2 protein-coding genes are annotated in these 2645 nt (G+C 43.9%); one reads left to right on the top strand and one right to left on the bottom strand.

The genetic code is table 11. The features are described from left to right. Positions 1-58 precede the first annotated feature (58 nt). The gene (locus tag B3180_RS00690; protein WP_286842284.1) at positions 59-1117 is read right to left on the bottom strand and encodes a Fic family protein; all 1059 of its coding nucleotides are present in this window, start codon (positions 1115-1117) and stop codon (positions 59-61) included. A 125-nt stretch (positions 1118-1242) separates the two neighbouring features. Between B3180_RS00690 and B3180_RS00685 the strand changes: the two genes are divergently transcribed. After that, positions 1243-2645, top strand: a 1403-nt coding sequence (locus B3180_RS00685) for a methyl-accepting chemotaxis protein (RefSeq protein ID WP_286842281.1), incomplete at its 3' end; no start/stop codon positions are given.

Genomic DNA, 2645 nt, shown 5'->3' with positions numbered 1-2645 from the left:
GTCGGAGGTTCAAATCCTCTCACGCCGACCAATTCTTCCTACTTTTATCAAACTCTTTTTAATTCCAGTCGGCTGGCAAGCTCAATTGCTCTTCTATTTCGGTTGTTACTCTCCAGTAACCTCCTCTGGCAGAACCTTTTCGAACTAACAGGCCCTGATCTTTCAGTTTTGAAATGTGTTTTTCCACCGCCCGCGAAGAAATATTCAACACCTCTGCCACTCTGGCCGCGCTCCAGTCAGGTTGTTCATTAAGTAGTCTAAGAACCATATTTCTTGTATTTACACCAGAATAAGCTCGCTTCTCCGAACCATTAACCGAACAAAACAACGAACTTTTAACCGAACCTTCGGCTTGCTGGAGAGTTAACGCATTAGCGGCATTACTCTCTTTTTTAGCAGTCGCTTTAGCTGTCTCGGATTTAACTGTGCGGGAAATTGTCTGCTGCATACAGCTCAGAACGAATTCAACCATCGGCACCTTGTCATTCTCTGCAATTGATCGTCTTAAGCAGTCAAGGTACTCATCTTTACTGGCTTTAAATGTCTCTTCAAAACTCAACCATGCAACGGCCGGATGCCAGTCCGCAAGAATGAGGCTAAACCAGAGCCTCCCGATACAAGCATTTGCCACAGAAAAAGGCTGGATAAACTCAAATTGCTGCAAAAATATCGCCGCTTTAAGCAATGGATGTTCGTCGCTTTGCTGCAGCCAGTTAAGCAGATCTCTGACCGACTTTCGGGCTTGCCCGGCCGGCGCAGTCATATGTACAAGTTTATTATTCTGATAAACGCCCATTCCGGTAGCACGATAGCTACCAGCACTTGGAGTGACACCTGCACAAACTAACTGATGAGCATTCTTTAAGTCAGCCTCTGAAGAAAAGCTCCACTGCGCCAACTGCGTATAAGCTTCATTTAAACGAATGTTCTGCAACAATTGTGATTGTTCTTCAATGCCGACCGAAGCAAATACTTTCAACGGCATTTGTTGAGACTGAAACTCTGCTAAGTCGCTACCCTCTGACTCTAACAAAGCCAGCCATCGTCCAAATTCAGTACTAATTTGCGCCACTAGGTTAACGCATCGACTGGTAATCAAATAATCTGGTGTTGCCATTATTCTTTTAGTAACCCAAGAGGTTACTCTCCGTTATTTGTTCTAATATTTGTATTATTCTGGTCGATACAACATCTATCAGCTTAACGCATATAATTGCGGTCGGGTAACTATTTGAGGTTCTCATGAATTTACAGAATAAACTCACTCTCAGCATGGCAATTGCGTTAACCACGTTACTTGTCATCGCTCTGGGAATATCAACCTTCATGATGCGCTCTTTAATTGAAGAGCGCGTAACCAAACAAGAACTCCCGGCCACACTGGGTGAAATTAGAGGGGAAATTGGCCAATTAATAGCGACTCCAATGTTAATTTCCCAGGAACTGGCTAATAACCAGTATTTAATTGACGCATTAAAGAATGGTGAGTCGCAAACCGATCAAAACGAAATTGTTAGCTACCTTAACCGCATTTACCAGCAGAGAAATGCCGTGGCAGCATTTACAGTCAGCGCCGAAAGTAACAACTATTACACCGCAGAAGGTCTATTTAAAACCGTTTCAGCTAACGAAGAAAGAGACCAGTGGTTTTTCGACTTTGTAGAAAGTAATACCGAGCAAGAACTTAATTTTGATGTTGATGAACAGTCTGGAATTCCCACTGTTTTTGTCAACGTTCGTATTCAGGATAACGGGCGCACTCTTGGCGTCGGTGGTATAGGGCAAAGCCTCGAAGCACTGCAAAATGCCATTGCCGATTTTAATGTGGGAGAAAACGGTATTGCTTACCTGGTAGATGCTGAGGGACGTATTCAAATTCGCCCTAGCATTAGTGATTTTCGACAGCTGTCATCGGAAGTCGGCAATAAAGTCGCGAATAAATTAATGAGTAATAATGAAGTAGAAATTGATTACACCAGCCAAAGTGGCGATGACCTCATTGTAGCCAGTACCAACCTGCCTAACAGTGACTGGCGAATTGTCATTGAACTGCCGGAAGATGAACTTTATTCAGGCCTGAACAATACCATTACGGCAATTGTTTTTATCAGTTTAGTCATTGGACTGGGCTTTGTAATTGCCAGTTGGTTTTATGCCCGCCGTATTGTTCGTCCTATTAAATATGTCGCTAATAGCCTCAACAGAATGTCCAATGAAGGCGGTGACTTGACTCAGCGTTTAGATATAGAGAGTAATGACGAGGTCGGTGACCTGGCGAAAGGCTTTAATGCTTTTATAGCCAACTTAGGCAGTATTATTACCCACGTTCGAAATACAGCCTACGAAGTTAATGAAAAAGTACAAACTATTGATAAGTCCATGCTGCAAATTGATGGTTTGTCTTCTGAACAGGAAAACAAAACCGACCAAGTTGCGGTGGCTATGAACGAAATGGAAACCACTGTCAGGGAAATAGCTGAAAACGCAAACCAGACGGCCAATCATGCCAGTGAGTCGCGAACGACCACCTCGCAGAATCAGGAGCAGTTGCAACTGGCCGTGGAGACCATGCAGGAACTATCAACTTCCATGCAAAGTGCCGCAAGCTCAGTTGAGCAGCTCGCCGATGAAGTAGCCAGCACTGT

It is taken from the genome of Idiomarina sp. UBA4206, assembly GCF_002383015.1.
GTDB lineage: Bacteria > Pseudomonadota > Gammaproteobacteria > Enterobacterales > Alteromonadaceae > Idiomarina > Idiomarina abyssalis.
Note: the sequence above shows the minus strand (reverse complement) of the source record. Positions and strands in the feature narration are given on the sequence as shown.